23 protein-coding genes are annotated in these 20,068 nt (G+C 32.7%); all 23 read right to left on the bottom strand.

The features are described from left to right. Entirely contained in the window at window positions 1-723 is a 723-nt protein-coding gene (recO, locus tag M1R53_RS03625; RefSeq protein ID WP_249243102.1) for a DNA repair protein RecO, read from the bottom strand. Then, complete coding sequence (era, locus tag M1R53_RS03620; protein WP_249243101.1) at window positions 710-1,588, bottom strand: GTPase Era; 879 nt, start codon at window positions 1,586-1,588, stop codon at window positions 710-712. Before era ends, recO begins: the two co-directional genes overlap by 14 nt. A gap of 10 nt (window positions 1,589-1,598) precedes the next feature. Next, entirely contained in the window at window positions 1,599-1,988 is a 390-nt protein-coding gene (gene cdd / locus M1R53_RS03615; protein WP_249243100.1) for a cytidine deaminase, read from the bottom strand. 51 nt (window positions 1,989-2,039) lie between these two features. Next, complete coding sequence (ybeY, locus tag M1R53_RS03610) at window positions 2,040-2,516, bottom strand: rRNA maturation RNase YbeY (protein WP_249243099.1); 477 nt, start codon at window positions 2,514-2,516, stop codon at window positions 2,040-2,042. Next, complete coding sequence (locus tag M1R53_RS03605) at window positions 2,464-3,468, bottom strand: PhoH family protein (RefSeq protein WP_249243098.1); 1,005 nt, start codon at window positions 3,466-3,468, stop codon at window positions 2,464-2,466. The genes ybeY and M1R53_RS03605 overlap by 53 nt, the downstream gene beginning before the upstream one ends. Continuing rightward, window positions 3,461-4,000, bottom strand: a complete 540-nt coding sequence (locus tag M1R53_RS03600) for a hypothetical protein (RefSeq protein ID WP_249243097.1) — start codon at window positions 3,998-4,000, stop codon at window positions 3,461-3,463. The genes M1R53_RS03605 and M1R53_RS03600 overlap by 8 nt, the downstream gene beginning before the upstream one ends. A gap of 6 nt (window positions 4,001-4,006) precedes the next feature. Further along, complete coding sequence (floA, locus tag M1R53_RS03595) at window positions 4,007-5,005, bottom strand: flotillin-like protein FloA (RefSeq protein ID WP_019214765.1); 999 nt, start codon at window positions 5,003-5,005, stop codon at window positions 4,007-4,009. 1 nt (window position 5,006) lies between these two features. Then, window positions 5,007-5,672 (bottom strand): NfeD family protein, encoded by a 666-nt coding sequence (locus M1R53_RS03590; RefSeq protein ID WP_249243096.1) that lies wholly within the window; start codon window positions 5,670-5,672, stop codon window positions 5,007-5,009. Window positions 5,673-5,759: 87 nt separating this feature from the next. Further along, entirely contained in the window at window positions 5,760-6,101 is a 342-nt protein-coding gene (gene yajC, locus M1R53_RS03585) for a preprotein translocase subunit YajC (protein ID WP_019214763.1), read from the bottom strand. 41 nt (window positions 6,102-6,142) lie between these two features. Further along, window positions 6,143-7,255: a tRNA guanosine(34) transglycosylase Tgt gene (gene tgt / locus M1R53_RS03580; protein WP_249243095.1), complete on the bottom strand. Its 1,113-nt coding sequence runs from the start codon at window positions 7,253-7,255 to the stop codon at window positions 6,143-6,145. 1 nt (window position 7,256) lies between these two features. Further along, a complete protein-coding gene (gene queA, locus M1R53_RS03575) occupies window positions 7,257-8,285 on the bottom strand; it encodes a tRNA preQ1(34) S-adenosylmethionine ribosyltransferase-isomerase QueA (RefSeq protein WP_249243094.1) in 1,029 nt (342 codons plus the stop codon). Continuing rightward, window positions 8,275-9,582: a SpoIID/LytB domain-containing protein gene (locus M1R53_RS03570; protein WP_249243093.1), complete on the bottom strand. Its 1,308-nt coding sequence runs from the start codon at window positions 9,580-9,582 to the stop codon at window positions 8,275-8,277. Before M1R53_RS03570 ends, queA begins: the two co-directional genes overlap by 11 nt. Next, the gene (gene ruvB, locus M1R53_RS03565) at window positions 9,572-10,591 is read right to left on the bottom strand and encodes a Holliday junction branch migration DNA helicase RuvB (RefSeq protein WP_070598764.1); all 1,020 of its coding nucleotides are present in this window, start codon (window positions 10,589-10,591) and stop codon (window positions 9,572-9,574) included. Before ruvB ends, M1R53_RS03570 begins: the two co-directional genes overlap by 11 nt. A gap of 8 nt (window positions 10,592-10,599) precedes the next feature. Then, the gene (gene ruvA / locus M1R53_RS03560) at window positions 10,600-11,181 is read right to left on the bottom strand and encodes a Holliday junction branch migration protein RuvA (RefSeq protein WP_249243092.1); all 582 of its coding nucleotides are present in this window, start codon (window positions 11,179-11,181) and stop codon (window positions 10,600-10,602) included. Between the two features lie 2 nt (window positions 11,182-11,183). After that, window positions 11,184-11,678 carry a crossover junction endodeoxyribonuclease RuvC gene (gene ruvC / locus M1R53_RS03555; protein WP_019214757.1) on the bottom strand — a complete coding sequence of 165 codons (495 nt, stop codon included), beginning with the start codon at window positions 11,676-11,678 and terminating at the stop codon, window positions 11,184-11,186. 224 nt (window positions 11,679-11,902) lie between these two features. Continuing rightward, on the bottom strand, window positions 11,903-12,526 hold the full coding sequence (locus M1R53_RS03550) for a CBS domain-containing protein (protein WP_106017893.1): 624 nt from the start codon (window positions 12,524-12,526) through the stop codon (window positions 11,903-11,905). Between the two features lie 11 nt (window positions 12,527-12,537). Then, on the bottom strand, window positions 12,538-13,257 hold the full coding sequence (locus M1R53_RS03545; protein ID WP_019214755.1) for a hypothetical protein: 720 nt from the start codon (window positions 13,255-13,257) through the stop codon (window positions 12,538-12,540). Between the two features lie 143 nt (window positions 13,258-13,400). Further along, window positions 13,401-13,916 carry a macro domain-containing protein gene (locus tag M1R53_RS03540; protein WP_249243091.1) on the bottom strand — a complete coding sequence of 172 codons (516 nt, stop codon included), beginning with the start codon at window positions 13,914-13,916 and terminating at the stop codon, window positions 13,401-13,403. Further along, on the bottom strand, window positions 13,913-15,130 hold the full coding sequence (pepT, locus tag M1R53_RS03535) for a peptidase T (RefSeq protein WP_249243090.1): 1,218 nt from the start codon (window positions 15,128-15,130) through the stop codon (window positions 13,913-13,915). The genes M1R53_RS03540 and pepT overlap by 4 nt, the downstream gene beginning before the upstream one ends. A 78-nt stretch (window positions 15,131-15,208) precedes the next feature. Then, a complete protein-coding gene (locus M1R53_RS03530; protein WP_249243089.1) occupies window positions 15,209-15,712 on the bottom strand; it encodes a methylated-DNA--[protein]-cysteine S-methyltransferase in 504 nt (167 codons plus the stop codon). Window positions 15,713-15,934: 222 nt separating this feature from the next. Then, complete coding sequence (locus tag M1R53_RS03525; protein ID WP_249243088.1) at window positions 15,935-16,570, bottom strand: hypothetical protein; 636 nt, start codon at window positions 16,568-16,570, stop codon at window positions 15,935-15,937. A 401-nt stretch (window positions 16,571-16,971) separates the two neighbouring features. After that, a complete protein-coding gene (gene ppdK, locus M1R53_RS03520; RefSeq protein ID WP_428979552.1) occupies window positions 16,972-19,605 on the bottom strand; it encodes a pyruvate, phosphate dikinase in 2,634 nt (877 codons plus the stop codon). A 14-nt stretch (window positions 19,606-19,619) separates the two neighbouring features. After that, the gene (locus M1R53_RS03515) at window positions 19,620-20,066 is read right to left on the bottom strand and encodes a kinase/pyrophosphorylase (RefSeq protein WP_019214750.1); all 447 of its coding nucleotides are present in this window, start codon (window positions 20,064-20,066) and stop codon (window positions 19,620-19,622) included. Window positions 20,067-20,068: the final 2 nt, after the last annotated feature.

Here is a 20,068-nt window from a genome sequence, read left to right as displayed (position 1 = left end):
TCAATATTTGACTTTAAGAGTCTTAAATTCATCTTTATCAAATATATATAAAATATAATTTATAAACAATCTTTTTAAATTTAATATATATTTTTCTTCATATTCTGTACTTATTAAATCTTTAAATTTGCTATTTAATAAATAATTCATAAAGTTTATTTCTTTTATTGTTATTGATTTATTTGAGTATTCTTTGTCTCTTGCGATAATCATGCCATCTTCATAGTTAAAGCTATAAGTATTAATTTCATCTTTTATTTGAATTCTAGGGAAATAGCCTAGTATGTATATTAGTTTCAAAATAAAGGCTAATATTATTAGTTTAGCTTTTTCTGGATATATGTCCATGACGTTTAGCATTGTAATTATCATAGTGTAGATATAATCGTCGCCCTCTTGTGTATTTAATAAAGTCATAAGAAGTTCTGATAAAAAAGCAAAATCTTGAATCTTTTTTAAATCGCCATCAAGAAGCTTTGGTGCATACAAAACTTTTGAATCGTTTACCATAAAAATGTCTTTATATTGCGATAGGCTAAATTCAGATTCAGTAAATACAAAGGAGCTTCTCGAAACATTATCTCTTAAATCATAAGCACTTCGCACATAAGCTTTGATACGTCCTAGTTCAACTGTGTATATATCAAGTATCTTTCCGCTTTTGTGATCACTCTTGCTTGCAATTACAATGCCTCTAAACTTTTCGGACTTATTTATATCCAAAAAACTTCACCTTATCCTCGTTCTTTCTCCAGTTTTTGGCAACTTTTACATTTAGCTTAAGATTAACCTCTGTATCAAGCATTGCCTTGATATCTTTTTTAGCAGCAAGTCTAATCTTTTTAATCATAGAAGCATCTTTACCAATGACTATGCCCTTGTGACTATCTCTTTCGCAATATATGATAGCATCTATATTAACACTATCTTCAAGCTCTTCATACTTAAGTATCTCAATATTGATACCGTGAGGTATTTCTTCAGATAAGTACAAAAGGCACTTTTGTCTAATTATTTCAGAGACAATAAACTTCATCGGTTTATCAGTTAAATACTCACCATCGTAATACATTGGACCTGGTTTTAGAATATTTTTTATCTCGTCTAATAATTTATCTAAGTTCTCGTCATTGCCAGCGCTTATAGGCACTGTGATTGATTTAAGATTTCTTGAGTTAATCTCAGCAATAATTTCATCTATATGTGATTCTTTTTTATCTATCTTGTTTATAGCGATGACTACGTCTTTATTTGCGCTTGTAACTATGTCCATAAGCTCTTTTTCTCCAGCCTTAAATTGTACTGAGCCATCAATAATATAAAGAATCATGTCAGCATCTTCTAAAGCTGATCTCATGGCTTTGTCCATGTAGTCGCCAAGCTTATTTCTAGCGATTTGATATCCAGGTGTATCCATAAAGATGATTTGTGCATCATCATCTGTATATATAAAATTGATTATATCTCTTGTAGTTTGCGGTTTATCTGAAATTATCGATATATTAAATTTAACTAGTTTGTTTAGTAGCGTTGATTTGCCAGCGTTTGGTCTACCAACAACAGCTACATAGCCTGATTTAAATTCCATCGTTTCACCTCTAATTATCATCTAATGAAAAAGATTCAGGTAATAAATCTTTTATATTAAAAACTTTATAATCATCTGAGCTCTTAGCAACAATTATCTCAGCGTCTTTTGTAAATTCACTTATAAATTGTCTGCACGCTCCACATGGGAATGGATATGAATCTTTATTAAGAATTGCTATCTTCTTTATTGTTCTAGAATCACCATTTGTAATAGCGTTTGCTATGGCGCTTCTTTCAGCGCATATTGTTAAGCCATACGATGCATTCTCAATATTGACGCCTTTATACACGGTTCCATCGGCCATTTCAACAGCTGCGGCTACTTTATATTTTGAATAAATGGAATATGATCTATCTAAAACGCTTAAGGCAGATTCAATAAGTTTTTTATTATCCATTATATATCCCCCGAATCTTTATTATACAATATTTTGGCTATAATTTCAATACTAACGCATGATTTTAAGCTCATCAAGTATCTCTCTTTGTCTTTGTTCCATAATAAGTCTTTCGTCATCTTCAATATGGTCGTATCCAAGCAAATGCAAAATGCTATGAGTGAATAAAAACATTATTTCTCTTTCAAGGCTGTGACCATATTCCTTAGCTTGCTCCTGGGCAACTTCGTATGAGATGACAACATCGCCTAAAAGAGTTTCATCAGATGAAAAATCTTCTATCAATGGAAATGATAATACATCTGTAACCTTGTCTATGTCTCTGTAATCTCTATTTAAATCTTTTATCTCTTCTTTTGATACATAAGTAAGGCCCACTTCATAGTTATCATCAAGACTTTCTTTTTCTAGTGCAAGCGAGGCAATCTTCTTCATAGTATCTTCATAAGAGGCCTCAATCGGATAATTATTTTCGTTATTTATCACTATGTCCATCTTTTTCTTCTCTTTCTTTACTTTCTTTTTCAAGCTTTTTGCTCTCGTAAATATTATATGCTTCAATAATTCTTTGTACTAATATGTTTCTAACAACGTCAGTTTGAGTAAGTTCAATAAAACTAATGCCGCTAATATTTCTTAAGATATGGCTAGCTGCTATAAGGCCAGATTTTTTACCTTTTGGTAAATCTCTTTGTGTTATGTCACCAGTAACTATAACCTTAGAGTTAAAGCCCATCCTAGTTAAAAACATCTTCATTTGCTCTTCTGTAGTATTTTGCGCCTCATCAAGGATTATAAATGCTTTGTCCAAGGTTCTACCTCTCATGTAAGCAAGTGGAGCAACTTCAATTAAGCCTCTCTCAGCATTTTTTTCATATTGATCTTTGCCCATGATTTCATATAAAGCGTCATAAACCGGTCTTAGATATGGGTCTACTTTTTCTTTAAGGTCTCCAGGTAAGAAGCCAAGATTTTCCCCTGCTTCAACAGCTGGTCTTGTTAGTATAATCTTTGATACTTCTTTATTTTTAAAAGCATTAACAGCCATAGCGATGGCAAGATAAGTCTTTCCAGTTCCTGCTGGACCTATGCCAAAAGTAATACCAGACTTTCTAATCATGTCTACATATCTTTTTTGACCTATAGTCTTTGGTCTTATGGTTTTGCCTTCACTAGTTATAGCAACGACATCTTTTTGAATGTCATATAAAAGATTTTCTTTAGACTTTTTCACTAGATTGATTGAATAATAAATATCCTCTTTACTAAGTGATTTTTGCGTATCGATAAGTGCCGACAAAGCCTTAATAAGTCTTTCTGCCATAGTCTCTTTATCTTCATCATTTGACGCTATGATTATCTTGTCAGACTTCATATCAAGCTTTACATCTAATTCTTTTTCAATTATTTTGATATTTGTATCTAAATTTCCAGCTAATGCCTCTTGCTTATTGCTGTCAAAATTAAGTTCTCTACTCATTAATCCTCCTTAGTGCTAGTGGTTTATCTAGTATTTCTTTTATAACAATAGATTTTGCCAAGTTATTTCTAGAAAATTGTATATTTTTTTCTCCAATTTCTTCGCTTTCAATTTGATTATAAGGACAATTTTCTTCTGTGTTTAATAAATCAATTTTTTCTTCTTTTTCTTGATTAAGCTTTATTTCTTTATTTTCCTTATACTCGCGAAGCCTATCTTTGATGTCTCTTGAAAGATACTCATCTAGCTTTCTTCTCTTATCAGAAAAGTAATCCTCAGCCATCTCTTTATAATCGTCTCTTATGGCTTCGTCATAGTGCTTTTCTAAATTACCTATCTTTTTAACATTCTCATCTTTTTTAATCTTATTAGGCTTTTTATTCTTATTATTATCTTGCATAGTCCTTTTGTAAATATCTTCAATCTTTTTATCTAATTCATCATTTTGCTTTTTCTTGTTGGCTTCTTTTAAAACCGTAGATATCGAAGATATGAACACGAATAAAAAAGCTAATACAAACAATCCATCCATATTATCCTACTTATCTAGCTTTTGTGTGTCGGATATTGACTTTCTCATATCAGTATCTGAGTTTATGTTATTCATCTTATAATAATCCATAACGCCCAAATTACCATTCTTTAGTGCTTCAGCTATAGCTAGAGGAACTTCTCTTTCAGCTTCAACAACTTTTGATTTCATCTTTTGTACTTCAGCCTTCATTTCTTGTTCGCTAGCAACGGCCATGGCACGTCTTTCTTCTGCCTTAGCTTGAGCTATCTTCTTATCGGCATCTGCTTGATCCATAAGTAATTTAGCTCCGATATTTCTACCAACGTCAATGTCTGCAATATCTATAGAAAGTATTTCAAAAGCTGTTCCTGAATCAAGACCTTTTTTAAGAACTGTCTTTGAAATGCTATCAGGATTTTCAAGCACGGCCTTATGTGTATCCGCGCTACCAACTGTAGTTACAATACCTTCACCAACTCTTGCGATGATAGTTTCTTCTCCAGCACCACCGACTAATCTCTCGATATTGGCCCTAACAGTTACTCTTGCTTTTACAACAACTTCGATACCATTCATAGCAACCGCGGATATGGAAGGAGTTTCAATAACTTTAGGGTTTACACTTACTTGAACAGCTTCAAGCACATTACGACCAGCTAGATCTATAGCTGCTGCTCTTGTAAAGTCTAGTGGTATATCAGCTCTTTGTGCTGCTATAAGTGCGTCGACAAGTGTATCTACGTTACCACCAGCTAAGTAGTGTGCTTCTAGTTCGTTAACTTTTATATCAAGTCCAGCCTTTGTAGCCTTAATCATTGGGTTAATAATCTTGCTTGGAGCAACTCTTCTTAGTCTCATACCAGTAAGTGTAGCCATGCTAACCTTAACTCCTGAGAAGAATGCTGTTATCCATAAGCCTATTGGCACGAATGAAAAGAACATACTTAGCACTATAAGACCAAGTATTATAAATATAAATCCTCCTGATAAAATTCCATTAATTAAATTTCCTAATAAAAACATTTTACTTAACCTCCTTGTCAACTATTAAATATCTTCCTTTAACTGCTATAACCTTAAGATCAAGATTATTATCAAGATATCCATCGTAGCTTATAGCGTTGTATTTTACTTCGTCTACCAGGACAAAACCTGTTGGTCCAAGTGAACTTATTGATTTTGCTTCTTTGCCAATTAGTTTTTCTAATTCATCTATTTCTTCTTTATTTTCTTTTAAATTTGACTGTGTACTTAAAACAAAATGTGTTAAACCTTTTAATGTGTAGCCCTTTTTAAACATAAATCTAATAAAAGTTACATTTAAATTAAGAGAAATAATTATTGCTAATAAGCCATATTTATAATCACTAAACGCTAAAATTATAGATGTTAGATAGCCTAATATACCAATGACTCCTGTTAATGTGAATCCTGGTATAAATATTTCTAAAACTATAAATATACAGCCAAATATAAATATTGCTAGCGGATAAAAATTATTTGTTTGACATAGTATTCTAGATCCAAACAAAATTAGATGTATTAAGAAAAATAATGTTATGTAAGCTGTTTGTTTCTTATTGATTAAGGCGAGGCTTAAAAAGAACATGCCTATTAACACTAATAAAAATGCTGCAATATCTGTAAGTAGAAAAACATCTGCATTGGCTAATAAAAATATATTTCGCATTAAATCACCACCTAAGTATATTTACCCAAAATACTCGTATTTAATCAAAAAAAATCAAGGCTGACCACTATGACCAGCCTTTGCATTTTATAAATCTTCTGATTTTTCTACGTTTTTAATCTCTTTTCTTGTTGCTCTATCTCTAAAAGCCCATTTTGCAATCTCCATGTTTTGTCCTTGACTTATTTCGATTACATAAACATCTTCTTTGATTTGAACAATTTTACCTAAAATACCGCCAATTGTTACAATTTGATCTCCAACTTTAAGTGAATCTCTTAACTCTTGTAACTTTTGTGCTTGTTTCTTTTGTGGTCTGATTAAAAAGAAGTACGCGAATGCTCCGAATAATACAAAAGGTATTATCATGCTTAGTAATGATCCGCTTGCGTTTGCTTGTGCAGCTCCTGTTAAAAATGTTAATGTCATTATATAACCTCCCTCTAGTGTTAATACTATTATACACTATATTACTTTAAATATCCATATTTTTTATAAAATTCATGCTTATACTCTAAGAAATAATCTCCTAAGATTGACTCTCTAATATTTTTCATCATCTTTAATAAGAAAGTTAAATTATGAATAGTTGCGAGTCTATAAGCAAGAATCTCGTCGACATTAAATAAATGTCTCAAATAAGCTCTTGAGTAATGTCTACAAGTGTAGCAATCGCACTCAGGATCTGGCTTTGTAAAGTCTTCTTTGTATTTAGCGTTCTTTATTACTAGTCTTCCATGTGATGTCATAAGCGTTCCGTTTCTTGATATTCTCGTTGGAAGAACGCAGTCAGCCATATCTATACCTCTTTCGACTGATTCAAATAAATATAACGGTGTACCAACGCCCATATTGTATCTTGGTTTATTTTCAGGCATGTAATCAGTTACATAATCAAGAACCTCGTTCATTAGCTCGACTGGCTCGCCTACAGATAATCCGCCAACAGCATAACCAGGTAAGTCAATTGAACAAATTTCTTTGGCATGCTCTTTACGAAGGTCCTTATAAAGACCTCCTTGGATAATTCCGAATAAATTTTGATTTTCTCTATCAGTCCAAGCTTCCTTACATCTTTGAAGCCATCTAGTCGTTCTGTGCATTGAGTTTATAATATATTCCCTACTAGCAGGATATGGAGCACACTCATCAAAGGCCATCATTATATCGCTGCCAAGCTTAGTTTGTATCTCAATCGATTTCTCTGGAGATATAAACAGCTTTAAGCCATCTATATGTGAGCGAAACTCAACGCCTTCTTCAGTAATTTTTCTCATCTCGCCTAAGCTGAATACTTGAAAACCACCGCTATCAGTTAAGATTGGCTTATCCCAGTTCATAAACTTGTGAAGTCCACCAGCTTTTTGAACTATATCTTCTCCCGGTCTTAAATGCAAGTGATATGTGTTCGAAAGAATGATCTGAGCACCTAAGTCCTTTAGTTCATCAGGTGTCATAGTCTTTACTGTCGCTCTAGTACCAACTGGCATAAAGATAGGTGTTTCAACCACTCCATGCTTTAACTTCATTAGGCCTGCTCTTGCTTTAGTTTTACTATCTTTTTTAATTAATTCAAATTCCATATTATCTATCCAATATAAACATTGCATCGCCAAAGCTGAAGAATCTGTATCTTTCTTTGACAGCTTCTGCGTATGCGTTAAGTATCATCTCTTTTGATGCAAAGGCACTTACAAGCATAATTAGCGTTGACTCTGGTAAGTGGAAATTTGTGATTAGCGCGTCAACTGCCTTGTATTCAAAGCCCGGATATATGAATATATCAGTCCATCCGTGACTAGCTTTTATCTCGCCTTTTGCAGCTATTGTTTCAAGCGTTCTAACTGTAGTAGTTCCAACAGCTATAACTCTTCTTCCTTCTTTTTTTGCTTTATTTATAATCTCGCTTGCCTCTTCAGAAAGATTATAAAACTCGCTATGCATCTTATGTTTCTCAACATCTGTTACCTTCACTGGTCTAAATGTTCCTAGTCCAACATGAAGTGTCAAATAAACTATCTTCACTCCCTTTTCTTCAAGCTCTTTTAAAAGCTCCTTAGTAAAGTGTAGCCCAGCTGTTGGTGCAGCTGCCGAGCCAAGATTTTTGGCATAAACAGTTTGGTATCTGTCTTTGTCTTCTAGCCTTTCCTTAATATATGGTGGAAGAGGCATTTCGCCTAGTTCATTCAATATTTCTAAAAATATTCCGTCGTATTTAAATTTTATATATCTAACGCCGTCGTCATCGATATCAACAACTTCTGCTCTTAATAGGCCGTGACCAAATTCAATTTCTGCGCCTATTTTCATTTTTTTGCCTGGCTTAACAAGCGTCTTCCAAGTATCTTCCTCAGTTTGTGAAATCAAAAGTACTTCAATCTTTTCTTCTTTTCCAGGTCTATTACCAAAAAGTCTCGCAGGTATTACCTTGCTATCGTTTGCGACTAGCACATCGCCTTCATGAAGAAGGTTTATTATGTCATGAAAAATCATGTGCTCGACCTTGCCAGTTTTTCTATCCAAGACCATAAGTCTCGATTCATCTCTCTTGTCTATTGGGTGCTGAGCAATCAGCTCCTCAGGTAGATCATAGTAAAAATCTTTAGTTTCCATTACTTATTTCAGCTCCGTCATAGTAAAATTTTAGTATTTCATCATATTTTAGTCCAGCCTTAGCCATGTTATTAGCACCCCATTGACTTAGTCCAACACCGTGACCCCAGCCATGACCAGATATTTTAACCTTTGCGTCAGTATTTAATGATGGTTTTGTATCAGTATTTTTGCTTGTTTCGTTGTTTATAAATATAGCTACATCACCTTCAAAAATAACTGTTACATCCTCATCTTCTTTCTTTTCAACCTTAACATTATTTGTAGCAGAACCACTAATTTCAATAGTATACATACTACTCTTGAATTTGTTCGCACCAATAGCGTTTTTAAATTTATTATTATCAACAAGAACTTCTTTATTGCCATCTTTTATAGCAATAGTTTTTGCTCTCTTGCTAATATTGTTTTCTTTAACATATATTTGATTAATTGATTTAACATTAATGCCTTGTTTTTTTAGCCCATTAATCAAATCATTTGCTGAAATTTCAAAATTCCAGTTATAATTTGGTTCATTTATTGAATATTTATCTTCTTTAGAAATTAAATATTTAAATTTAGTTCCCCAAACATCATTAGCATCCGCTGTGTATCCGCCATTTGACGATGAGTATGTTGCGTTAACAACTTTTCCATCAGATAGTAAGATTTGTCCTCTAGTTTCATCAACCGCTTTTCTCACATTATCCCTTTCGGCATCAAAACCGCCATAAACTTGGCTAGATACAGTATCGTATAAATCAAATGATTTATCTTTATTTCTTGTAACGCTACAAACAGCATAAGACCTAGCCGCTACAGCTTGTGCCTTAAGTGCTTCGTACGAAAAAGTGCTTGGCATCTCTCTTGGAACAACGCCATAAAGATATTCTTCAAGTCCAAGATTGTTTATGATAGACAATTGATTGTCTATATAAGCAAATGTTAAATAACCTCTGTATCTTTTATTATTTATCTTGATAGGATTAGCTCCAGGAGATAAAATCTTCATAGTTTTATTTGTTGCCATACTTGATAAATAGTTTCCTAAAGAGTCGTATATATCATAATTTTGGCCATTTAATTTTAAAACAATATTTTTCTCAAAACTTTGAAATAAACTTAAATTTGAGAACATATCTCTTATTTCAAAACCATCATTACTAGATAATTTTAATTCATTCATGTTTTGCTCGCTTATGCCTAATTTTACATCAACATTAGTTATATGCTCATATCCAGTTTCGGCTTTAGCGCTTCTCATAGAAAACATTAATAAAAATATTGTTAGTATAAATAATATTTTATTCTTCATCTGTATCTCCTTTATCATACTTGTAGCCCATGTGTTCATAAGCTAACTTTGTTGCAATTCTGCCTCTTGGTGTTCTTGCGATGAAACCAAGCTGAATTAGGTATGGCTCGTAAACATCTTCAACCGTAGTCCTCTCTTCATTTGATGATGCTGCAAGCGTATCTAAGCCAACAGGATTGCCTCCATAAGTATTTATCATTACATCAAGTATCTTTCTGTCTGTTTTATCAAGTCCATAGTGATCTATCTCTAGTATATCTAGACCTTTTTTTGCAATTTTACCTGTAATTGAACCATCTTCAAGAACTAGAGAATAGTCTCTAACCCTTTTAAGAAGCCTGTTTGCAATTCTTGGTGTACCTCTTGATCTTCTGGCTATCTCTCTTGCGCCTTCTTCATCAATATTTACATCTAAAATGCCAGCAGATCTTGTAACTATCTCACATAAAGACTCTTCGTCGTATAAATCTAAATTTAATATCACACCAAATCTATCTCTTAACGGTGATGACAAAAGTCCTGCTCTTGTAGTTGCACCTATAAGAGTGAATCTTGAAAGGTCTATCCTTACTGACCTTGCTGATGGTCCCTTGCCGATGATTAAGTCAAGTGAATAGTCTTCCATTGCTGGATATAAAATTTCTTCTACAGAGCGTGAAATTCTGTGTATCTCGTCAATGAATAATACGTCATCGTCTTTTAAATTTGTGAGTACTGATGCCAAATCTCCCGGTCTTTCTATCGCAGGACCTGATGTTATCTTGATATTTACACCCATTTCATTTGCAATGATATTCGCAAGTGTAGTCTTTCCAAGTCCTGGTGGTCCATATAAGAGAACATGGTCAAGTGGCTCGCCTCTCATCTTTGCAGCATTAACGAAAATTTTAAGCTTTTCTTTAACGCTGTCTTGGCCAATGTAGTCATTAAACCACTTTGGTCTCAATGAATTGTCAAAATTTTCTTCTCCTGATCTTAAATCAGTCGTTATTAATCTATCTTCTTCCACTTAAACACCTACTTTGAAAGCCTTTTCAATAGCTCTTTAATTAAATCTTCTACTTCCATAGTCTCGTCTAAACCTTTTGCAATGCTTGTGATTTCGTATTTATTGTAGCCAAGAGAACATAGTGCTTCTATCGCTTCATTTAGGTTGCTTCCAACGCTTACAACACTCGCAATGTCTTCAAATTCACTTCCCTTACTAACTTTATCCTTAAGCTCAAGAATTATTCTTTGAGCAGTTTTTTTGCCTATGCCATGAGCCTTCATTAAAGCTTTTTCATCATTTGTTACAATTGCCTTTTGTAAATCTATAACTTTTTGTTCAGATAAAATACCTATGGCAGTCTTTGGTCCAACTCCATTAACAGTTGTAATTAAACTGAAAAAATCAAGCTCATATCTATTAGCAAAGCCATATAGACTCATGTCATCTTCTCTAACTACTAAATTCATATAAATTTTTACTTCACCATCGTAGATATCGCTCTCCATAGTTTCTTTAGATGTAAATACTTTATAAGCAATGTTATTTACTAATAAAACTATGTAATCTTTCTTCTTATCTACGACTTGTCCAATCATATACTCAAACATATTTACCTCAATAAAAATTGATCTTTAAAATTAATACTTGCGCTATGAGTTAGAGCAACCGCTAAAGCATCGGCAACGTCGTCAGGTTTTGGTACCTTTTCTAAATGAAGAAAAGTTTTAACCATCTCTTGCATTTGCTTTTTCTCAGCCCTTCCATAGCCAGTAACAGCTTGTTTAATTTGTAGTGGAGTGTACTCGTATGTAGCTAAACCCTTGTGCTTTAAGCAAAGTAGCGTTACTCCTCTTGCTTCAGCGACCTGTATAACTGTTTTTTGATTTTTAAAATAAAAAAGTTCTTCGATTGCCGCCTCATCTGGGTCATACTTATCTATTATAGCTCCAAGCTCAAAATAAATTTTCTCAAGTCTTTTATCTAAGCTAAGGTCTTTGTGCGTTGTAATCGCGTCGTAAAACACATCGCGAGCCTTGTTGCCGTCGTAATCAATGATGCCCACACCAACTATAGCGATGCCTGGGTCTATGCCTAAAATTCTCATTTTTCCTCCTACTACTCCATTATAAATTCTATTATACTACAAAAGTCGCATAAATTCAAGCCTTTGAAAATAGTTTTAATTAAAATATTGAATTTATCTATATCTTTATAATTGTTTTATTTAGAATATTGATTCTATCTACATACTTGCAATTATTTTTTAAACTGTTATGCACATTAAAAAAGCTACCTATCTAGGTAGCTTTAAAATCATTTTAATTTATATTACCATTCACCAACTCTTAAGCCAGCTTCAGACAATACTTTTGTGATGTTTGTATCATCTTCTACTTCTACTCTCAAGATAACTTTAAGTAGTCCCATAACTTTTGCACTAGTTACTACCATACTGATAATGTTGATACCTTGGTCTCTTATAATACCTGCAAGTCTTGAGATTTGTCCTGGCATATCAAATATGTGAACAACAATTCTCTTGCCTTTATTAATACCAAATACTTCACTAAAAGCATCAAATATAGCTTTGTGTGTTAGAATGCCAGCAAATTTATCTTGTTCATCGAAAACAGCTAAAAATGGTATAGATAGTTTTCCAAGCGCATAAGATGCTTGTTCTATGTTTTCACCAATAGATATTTTTTCATATCTTTGTTCATTAAAATCAGAAACTAATTTTCCTAAAAATTTATCTTTGTCTGTGCAAGACCATTCATAATAAGATCTAAATATAGTTTCTTTGTGTAAAATACCGATTAGTTTATCGCCATCTACAACCGGTAAACTCAAAAAGTCTCCTTCTTCAAACTTTTTGATAGCCTCAGCTATAGTTTCGCTTGATTTTACTGTTGTAAGTTTCTCCTTCGGAATCATATAGTTCCTTACGTACATAATACTACCCCCTATCTGTATCTTTTTAAAACTCTTTCATTTAATCCGTTCCAATAAGCATCTATATACAAATTGGTACATGTATTTAAAATAAATTTAAATGTTTCTTTATATATTATCTTTAAATCTTCTCTAGGAATCATAACGCTTGCAGGATTGATGCCGTCTCTGTCAAGCTCTAATTGCCTATCTACATATTTGTTCAAGGAATATGTCTTGTCTTTGATTATTTTATTTGAGAATTCATAGACAGTTGCTAAAACTTTTTCACTCTTTCTCTCTCTTTTAATTAGTTCACTTCTTAATCTTTTCTTAAATGTTCTTATCTCTCTATTCAAATTTTTAAATTGGAACAAGTATTTTTTATTTGCTAAGTCTTTGCTGTTATAATACTTAAGAGCCTCCTTCTCCAAAGCATTAGCTTGATTAGCGCTGTTAAATCCTTGAATGTATCCATCTAGGTAGATGTATAGTTCTAACCTGTTGATATCTTCATGTATTTGTAATGATAATGATCTTGATATGCAGTGTGCATCTGTCCTATAGGCTATAGCTTTAGCAATTTTCTTTCTAAGTATGCCCATTGAAACATACTTTGGAAATATATTTTGAACTCCCATGTTTATATCGTAGAAGCTCATTAAGGACTTAAGCGAATCTATGTCACCTCTATAAAGAAAATTATGTTTTAATCCAACACAGATATGAGATTTTGAAATCTCAACTTGCATTTTCTTACCTCCGTTAATTGTTATTTCAATTATACTACATATTTGAGTGAAAATATATTAAGAAAAAATAATTAAGTTATGTCGAAAACTTAACAATTAATATAGGCTTGATGTAGACTTGATTAAAAAATTTTATTTTCTTTTTACTCGTCTAATAATTTTTTATATTCTTCAAAAAATTTATAATTATTAAGGCTGATATAGATTTTCTTTATATTAGAATTATGATTTTGAAGATATGACTTTATTGCATTGACGGCTATTTTGCTCGCATCTTTTATATCCATAGCAAAGGCTCCGCACGAAATCGCTGGTATTGCAATACTTTTAATCTCATACTCATCTGCTAAGCTTAAAAGGTTTAAATAAGTTTTTTCTAAAAGCTTATTCTTTTTCTTATTTGAATCCATAGGTCCAACTACATGTATGATGTAGTCGTTCTTAAGCTTATGCGCCCGAGTAATTTTAGCTCCACCTGTGTATGTCCCCGCAAGCTTTACTGTCTCATCTAAAAGATCTTCACCATCGTTTTGATGTATAAGTCCATCTAGTCCGCCTCCTCCTAATAAGGAATTATTCGCAGGATTTACTATGCACTCTACATCTAGATCAAAAATATCTCCATAAATTGCTTCTAATTCGCATGAATTAATTATCATACAAGTTTAACTAGCTCTACAACTGTTTTAAATGCCTTTTCCATTGATTGTATTGATGCGTACTCATATCTTCCGTGGTAGTTCATTCCACCTGTGAAGATGTTTGGACAAGGAAGACCCATAAATGAAAGTCTAGCTCCATCTGTTCCGCCTCTAACTTGTGTAACCAATGGCTCAACGCCTGCATTTAGCATGGCTTTCTTTGCAAGCTCAACTATCTCTAGTCTTGGCTCAATCTTTTCATACATATTGTAGTATGAATCTTTTATATCAAGCTCCATGGCGTCATTATATTTATAGTTAATATAGTCTTGAGCATCTTTCATTAGGCACTTCTTTGAAGCAAATCCTTCTTTAGTAAAATCTCTGATGATATAGTGCATTTGTGTTTCTTCAACTGTACCCTTCATATTTGTTAGTAATATAAAGCCTTCATATCCCTCTGTATACTCTGGTCTTTCGTTAACTGGAAGCATAGCGTTATACTCCATAGCAACTAATTGTGAGTTAATCATCTTATTCTTAGCTGAGCCTGGATGAACGTTTCTACCCTTTATAGTAATTTTAGCAGAAGCTGCGTTAAAGTTTTCATACTCAATCTCACCAAGTGGTCCGCCATCGATAGTGAAAGCATAATCTGCACCAAATTTCTTAACATCGAAAAGGTCTGCGCCTCTACCGATTTCTTCATCTGGTGTAAAAGCAATTCTAATCTTACCATGCTTTATCTCAGGATTTTCGATAAAATATTCCATGGCTGTGACAATTTCAGCAACTCCAGCCTTATCATCAGCTCCTAATAGTGTTGTACCATCAGTAACTATAAGGTCATCGCCTACATAATCATCTAGCTCAGGAAAATCATTTGGACTTAAAATAATATTTTCTTTTTCATTAAGAACTATGTCTTTGCCGTCATATTTTTCAACGATTCTTGGCTTAACATTCTCACCGCTCATGTCAGGAGATGTATCCATGTGTGCAATTAGTCCTAAAACATCCTTCTTTTCATCTGTATTTGCTGGAAGTGTGGCATATAAATAAGAGTTTTCATCTAATTCAACATCTTCTAAGCCTAATTCAATAAGTTCATCTCTTAATTTTTTAGCAAACTCCATAATCTTAGGACTGCTTGGACAAGTTTGAGACTCCTCATTTGATTTTGTGTCAATCTTTGCGTATTTAATAAAACGATTTACTAAGATATCTTTCATAACATCACTCCTTTATTTGATTATTACCCATTTAACGAAAAAAATAACAAGCATAAAGCTTGTTATCTTATAAAAATTTTAATTATTAGCATACTTTTCTTCTAATTCAAGAAGAGATTTTTTTACTTCATTTCCTCCAGAGTAGTTATAGTAACCTTTTTCATTAAGCATAACAACTCTATGACAAGGAATAATTATAGCTATGGTATTGCCTCTGCAAGTAGCTCCTACGCCACGTGAATATGTCTTATTGCCAAGTTTTTCAGCGATTTCGCCGTATGTACATGTCTCTCCGTATTTTATGTTTTTAATCTCTTCTAAAGCCATGTTTTGAAACTCTTTTGCCTTTACTTTAAGAGGTATGTCAAATTCTTTTCTTTCTCCATTAAAATATTCATTAAGTTGTCTAAGAGTTTTATCTATAATATGATTAATTTCTTTTCTACTTCCAAATATGTTTTGATGACCAAAGTGTAAATATACTAGCGCGTCATCATCAGCAGCTGCTGTCATTTCGCCAAAAGGTGTTTCGAAATGATGTATGTAATATGTTTTGTTTTTGTCAAAATAATTTGAAATCATTAAATCAACTCCTTATTACGATTATAGTACATTAAGCGCTTAAAGTCAAGAAGTAATAATAAGACTAAAGAATTTAATTGATCAAAATTTTTAATTATACTCACATATAATTTTTATTATTTGAATAAAATTTAATTATTTAATAAAGCGCATAAAAATAAGGCGAGTAAAACCCGCCTAATCATGATTTTTAATGCAAAATTATATATATTAAATATTATTTTACTTATATTTTTTCTCTATCTCGTCTATTACATGACTTGTTGTTTCGCAGAACATATCTTCATAATTTTTATACTTTTTACGGTTATATGTCATATGCCATGGTGAATAATGAGGAAGATAGTATACACCTGTATCATCGCCAAACATTTCTTTCAGTTTGTTTAAAATATGTTTTCTTCTTAAAGCGCTATGAAGTAAGATAAATATTGGTTTTGTAACTCCAAGCGTATCTAGTTCATCTTTTAGACCAAGGAATTGAGATTTTATATTTTCTTTTTTTAAAAGATTAGTAACTTTTTTATTAGTACTATCAGCTTGAGAAATGCCGCAGCTAATAATCTCTTTATCAGTAGGTGCAAATTTAATTAAATCTGTTATATATGCACCAGAAAGTAATTCATTAGCTTTTTTATTGTTTTTCATTACTTTATAATATCCATACGATTTAGTGCCCTTCCCAAGAGGACTGTAAATATTTGAAAAAAGATACTTTTCATCTTCTTTAGCAAGTTCGGAAAGTTCTCTATATCTTTCTTTCTGATCTTCGATACTTTTTTCCATATTGTTTTTAAGATACTTTTCGTTATACTTTGCTAAAATTTGATGCATTTTATTGTTTTTCGCTTTTTCCATACTTTGTGGGCCAGAAAAATTTAAAGCTAAAATTATAACATTTTTGTTTAATTTTTCACTAAGTTTCTTTTCTATAAATTCTTTTTCAGTATTTGCAATAATTAATTCTTTCCTTAATGGAAAATCATATTCAGCCTAGCATTTTTTTACATCAAGCACTTTATCATTATATAAGGTCCACGTACAGACATGTCCATAACGCTTTCTATTCTCACTATATTGTTCCCATGTTATAGGTTCAAAAATATTTTTATTACGATTCATTTTTACTCCTTATTTTTATCTTATTAATAAACAAAATATGAAAATAAATGCCATATAATATCTACATATTAAATTAAGAGTAAATACTATATGGCATAATTTTATTTTAAATATTTAAATAAATATCAAAACTGATATTATTTACTTTTTCTCTTTATAGCTGCTTGTGCTGCTGCAAGTCTTGCGATTGGCACTCTATATGGTGAGCAGCTTACATAATCAAGTCCAATTGCGTCACAGAATTCGATTGATCTTGGATCTCCACCGTGTTCGCCGCATATACCTACATGTATATCTGGTCTTGTTTGTCTGCCAAGCTTAGTTGCCATATCAAGTAATTTGCCTACGCCTTCAGTATCAAGTGAGTCAAATGGACTTCTTTCATAAATACCATTATCAATATAAGCGTTAACAAATTTACCGTAGTCGTCTCTTGAGTAGCCCCAAGTCATTTGAGTCATATCGTTTGTACCAAAGCTGAAGAATTCTGCTTCTTTTGCTATTTCGTCAGCAAGTAGCGCAGCTCTTGGAACTTCAACCATAGTACCGATTTCATAAGCAAGTTTTTTGTTCTTTTCATCAAAAACTTTATTTATTTCTTCTACTAAATGTCCTTTAACAAATTCAAGTTCTTTTAACTCGCCAATTAATGGAACCATAATCATAGGCTTGATATCTTTTTTGATTTCTTCGCTTACGTTTATAGCTGCTTCCATGATGGCTCTAACTTGCATTTTATAAATTTCCGGCCATGTAACACATAGTCTGCATCCTCTATGACCAAGCATTGGGTTAAACTCTTTCATATCTTCAATTCTGTCTTCAATTACTTGAGTTGTTATGCCCATATCTTTAGCAAGGCTTTCGATATCTTCTTTAGTCTTAGGTAGGAACTCATGTAGAGGTGGGTCAAGAAGTCTTATAACTACTCCTTTTTCTTCCATTACTTTAAATATTCCTTCAAAGTCTCCTCTTTGATATGGAAGAAGTTTTTCAAGAGCTTTTTCTCTTTCTTCTAATGTCTTTGAAAGAATCATCTTTCTTACTTGGAAAATTCTCTTATCATCAAAGAACATGTGTTCTGTTCTGCATAGACCAACGCCTTGTGCACCAAAGTCAAGTGCTTGCTTAGCATCTCTTGGATTATCAGCATTAGCTTTTACTTCTAGAGTTCTAAATTCATCGGCCCATTCCATAAACTTAGCAAAATTACCACTTAATTCAGGTGTAACTTTTTTAATTTCTCCTAAGTATACATAGCCTGTTGAACCATCTATAGAAATCATGTCGCCTTCTTTAATTTCGCCGCCATGGTATCTAATTACTTTATCTTCTTCATCTACTCTTAGTTCAGAGCAGCCAGCAACACAGCACTTACCCATACCTCTTGCAACAACTGCAGCATGTGATGTCATACCGCCTCTTGCTGTTAATATACCTTCAGCATAAACCATGCCGTCTATATCTTCTGGAGAAGTTTCTTCTCTTACTAATATAGTTTTAAGATTATTCTTATGATATTCAATAACTTTATCTGGTGAGAATACTACAACGCCTGATGCAGCTCCTGGTGAAGCTGGAAGACCTTTTGTAATTTCTTCTTTGCTCTTAACATCTTTTTCTTCAAATGTTGGGTGAAGTATTTGATCTATTGATTTAGGTTCAATTCTTAATATCGCTTCTTCTTTAGTGATTAAGCCTTCATTAACTTGATCAACTGCTATGTTTATAGCTGCTTTTGTTGTTCTCTTACCATTTCTACATTGAAGCATGAAAAGCTTACCATTTTCAACTGTAAATTCAATATCTTGCATGTCTTTATAATGTTTTTCTAGCTTTTCAACAGTTTCCTTGAATTCTTTGTAAACGCTTGGTAATTCATTTTCAAGTCTAGCTATTGGTTCTGGTGTTCTAACACCTGCAACTACGTCTTCGCCTTGAGCATCGATTAAGAATTCACCAAATAAAACATTTTCTCCTGTAGCTGGGTTTCTTGTGAAAGCAACACCAGTACCAGAGTTCATGCCCATGTTACCAAATACCATCTCTTGAACGTTAACAGCTGTGCCAAGTGTATCAGAAATTTCATTTAATTTTCTGTATGTCTTAGCTCTTGGTGTATTCCATGACATGAATACTGCTCTAACTGCGTTAAATAGTTGTACCTTTGGATCTTGTGGGAATTCTTCTCCGATGTATTTTTTATAAATTGCTTTATACTCTTTAACAATTTCTTTTAAGTCATCAGTATTTAAGTCGATATCGCTTTCAATATTTCTTTTTTCTTTTTGTTTGTTTAAAATTTTATCAAATTCAGCTTTTGGGATACCCATGGCAACATCAGAAAACATTTGTATAAATCTTCTGTAACTGTCGTAGGCAAATCTTTCATTATTAGTCTTCTTTGAAAGGCCTTCTACTGTCACATCGTTTAAGCCAAGATTTAATATTGTGTCCATCATGCCTGGCATTGATATTTTAGCACCACTTCTAACTGAGAAAAGTAGCGGATTTTCTTTGTCTGAAAAGCCCTTATTTGTGATCTTTTCAACATTTTCAATACCTTTTCTGATTTCTTCCTTTAAATCTTGCCATAATTCTTCATTTTCTTCATAAAACCTGTTGCACGCTTGTGTTGTAATGGTAAAACCGTTAGGTACTGGTAGGCCTAAATTAGTCATCTCTGCTAAGTTAGCTCCCTTGCCTCCTAACAAATCGCGCATATCTTTATTGCCCTCTTTAAAGCTATAAACATACTTTTCCATCTGTATCCTCCTATTGCTTTTTAATTTTGAAGATATCTAACAATGCTATTAGAAACTTCTTCTATTGATTTTCCATACATGGATATAACAAGTATCCCTAATTTACTATACATCTCGCGAGCGTATTCATTTTCAAAAAATACTCTCTCAAGTGATGAGTACTTAGATACGCCTGTTATTCCTAAGTCTTTGTCTCTTTCTCTTCTTATTTTGGATAAATACTCCTCATCTTGTATAAGGCCAATCATTTTTGATCTGTCTAAGTCTTTGATCATATCAAATTGATCAACCTCTGGTACAAGCGGTATATTTATCGCGTTTAATCCTAAAGAAGCAAGATAATAACAAAGAGGTGTCTTGCCAGACCTTGATGGTCCTAAGATAATCACATCCGCACTTGAAATATTGTCAAATGTTTTGCCGTCATCATTTTCAATTGCATAAGCAAAAGATTTATTTACATCCATAG

The organism is Fenollaria massiliensis (genome assembly GCF_023347705.1).
In the GTDB taxonomy this organism is placed as follows: Bacteria; Bacillota; Clostridia; order Tissierellales; family Peptoniphilaceae; genus Fenollaria; species Fenollaria massiliensis.
Note: the sequence above shows the minus strand (reverse complement) of the source record. Positions and strands in the feature narration are given on the sequence as shown.

Excerpts from the sequence above, each read along its gene's own strand:
- era (WP_249243101.1), bottom strand. The coding sequence starts at position 1,588 with ATGGAATTTAAATCAGGCTATGTAGCTGTTGTTGGTAGACCAAACGCT.
- cdd (WP_249243100.1), bottom strand. The coding sequence starts at position 1,988 with ATGGATAATAAAAAACTTATTGAATCTGCCTTAAGCGTTTTAGATAGA.
- M1R53_RS03605 (WP_249243098.1), bottom strand. The coding sequence starts at position 3,468 with ATGAGTAGAGAACTTAATTTTGACAGCAATAAGCAAGAGGCATTAGCT.
- M1R53_RS03600 (WP_249243097.1), bottom strand. The coding sequence starts at position 4,000 with ATGGATGGATTGTTTGTATTAGCTTTTTTATTCGTGTTCATATCTTCG.
- floA (WP_019214765.1), bottom strand. The coding sequence starts at position 5,005 with ATGTTTTTATTAGGAAATTTAATTAATGGAATTTTATCAGGAGGATTT.
- M1R53_RS03590 (WP_249243096.1), bottom strand. The coding sequence starts at position 5,672 with ATGCGAAATATATTTTTATTAGCCAATGCAGATGTTTTTCTACTTACA.
- yajC (WP_019214763.1), bottom strand. The coding sequence starts at position 6,101 with ATGACATTAACATTTTTAACAGGAGCTGCACAAGCAAACGCAAGCGGA.
- tgt (WP_249243095.1), bottom strand. The coding sequence starts at position 7,255 with ATGGAATTTGAATTAATTAAAAAAGATAGTAAAACTAAAGCAAGAGCA.
- queA (WP_249243094.1), bottom strand. The coding sequence starts at position 8,285 with ATGGAAACTAAAGATTTTTACTATGATCTACCTGAGGAGCTGATTGCT.
- M1R53_RS03570 (WP_249243093.1), bottom strand. The coding sequence starts at position 9,582 with ATGAAGAATAAAATATTATTTATACTAACAATATTTTTATTAATGTTT.
- ruvA (WP_249243092.1), bottom strand. The coding sequence starts at position 11,181 with ATGTTTGAGTATATGATTGGACAAGTCGTAGATAAGAAGAAAGATTAC.
- ruvC (WP_019214757.1), bottom strand. The coding sequence starts at position 11,678 with ATGAGAATTTTAGGCATAGACCCAGGCATCGCTATAGTTGGTGTGGGC.
- M1R53_RS03550 (WP_106017893.1), bottom strand. The coding sequence starts at position 12,526 with ATGTACGTAAGGAACTATATGATTCCGAAGGAGAAACTTACAACAGTA.
- M1R53_RS03545 (WP_019214755.1), bottom strand. The coding sequence starts at position 13,257 with ATGCAAGTTGAGATTTCAAAATCTCATATCTGTGTTGGATTAAAACAT.
- M1R53_RS03540 (WP_249243091.1), bottom strand. The coding sequence starts at position 13,916 with ATGATAATTAATTCATGCGAATTAGAAGCAATTTATGGAGATATTTTT.
- pepT (WP_249243090.1), bottom strand. The coding sequence starts at position 15,130 with ATGAAAGATATCTTAGTAAATCGTTTTATTAAATACGCAAAGATTGAC.
- M1R53_RS03530 (WP_249243089.1), bottom strand. The coding sequence starts at position 15,712 with ATGATTTCAAATTATTTTGACAAAAACAAAACATATTACATACATCAT.
- M1R53_RS03525 (WP_249243088.1), bottom strand. The coding sequence starts at position 16,570 with ATGGAAAAAGCGAAAAACAATAAAATGCATCAAATTTTAGCAAAGTAT.
- M1R53_RS03515 (WP_019214750.1), bottom strand. The coding sequence starts at position 20,066 with ATGGATGTAAATAAATCTTTTGCTTATGCAATTGAAAATGATGACGGC.